Origin of the sequence: Nocardioides jensenii JCM 1364 = NBRC 14755 (assembly GCF_001552535.1) — a bacterium.
In the GTDB taxonomy this organism is placed as follows: Bacteria; Actinomycetota; Actinomycetes; order Propionibacteriales; family Nocardioidaceae; genus Nocardioides; species Nocardioides jensenii.
Genome location: NZ_BCRJ01000150.1, coordinates 1 through 965, shown reverse-complemented (window position 1 = coordinate 965; position 965 = coordinate 1). Strand labels below are relative to the sequence as shown.

Annotated in this window: 1 protein-coding gene; it reads right to left on the bottom strand. The window is 73.4% G+C overall.

Going from position 1 to position 965, the window contains the following annotated elements; genetic code table 11:
* Positions 1-965 (bottom strand): tetratricopeptide repeat protein (locus tag NJ4_RS24285; protein ID WP_157551337.1); only part of this gene is annotated, 965 nt, incomplete at both ends.

Genomic DNA, 965 nt, shown 5'->3' with positions numbered 1-965 from the left:
CCGCGGCACTCGTGTCGAGGGCCGGGCCGGGGCGCCCCGCCATGAGGTGCGCCTCTGCGAGCGCGATGTCGGTGTCGGTCACCTCGTGCGGCTCGCCCAAACCGTCCAGCAGCGCGCGGGCGGACAGCAGGAGCGCCTGGCCCTCGGGCCGGCCGTCCCTGGACAGCGCTCGGCCCTGCTCGCGCAGGACGAGTCCGACGAGCTCCTCGTCGCCGACCGCCCGGGCCACCCGCATGACTCCTTCCAACTGCACGGCGACCTCGGCGTACCGGCCCTGGCGGTTGAGCAGATCGGCCCGGTTGTAGGACGCGTTGGCCTCATTGGCCGCGTCGCCGACCTTGGCGAACATCGCCGCCGCCCTGCCGAACATCTCGAGGGCCTCGGCCCAGTCGCCCTGGAGCAGTCTGCGCATCGCGAGGTTGTTCAGCGAGTGCGCCTGACCACCCAGGTCGCCGGTCTCCTCGAACAGTCGCAGGGCGGCTTCACCGTGGTGGTCGAGGTCCGGGGTGCCGGTGAAGAGGTGAACGCTGTGCAACACGAGGTGTGCCTGGGCGCGGGCGTCCGTCTCGTCGGCCAGCAAGGCCACCGCCACGGCTTCCCGTGCGGCGGACTCGGCGGCGCCGTACCGTCCCTGGCTGATCAGCACCACGGCCCGGCGGGCCAGGATCCGGGCTCGATGGGCCGCCGATTCGGGGTCGGGTGAGGCGCCGGCGCTGCGCAGGCCGAGGGTCAGCCTTCGAAGGGCCAGCGAGTGGCGCCCCTGCCGCTGGGCGACCTTGGCCAGCTTGAGCATCAGCAGTGCCGTGCCGGAGGAGGAGTGCCCACTGGCCCAGCCGGCTTGGTGGTAGGCGGTGTCCGCGGCATCCGAACGGCCGCAGAGGAAGAGCGCGTCACCGAGCGCCTCGAGATCGCTGGCCAGTTCCTCGGGCGGGACCTGGCGGCTCCGGCGGCCGGCCTGCGCGGCG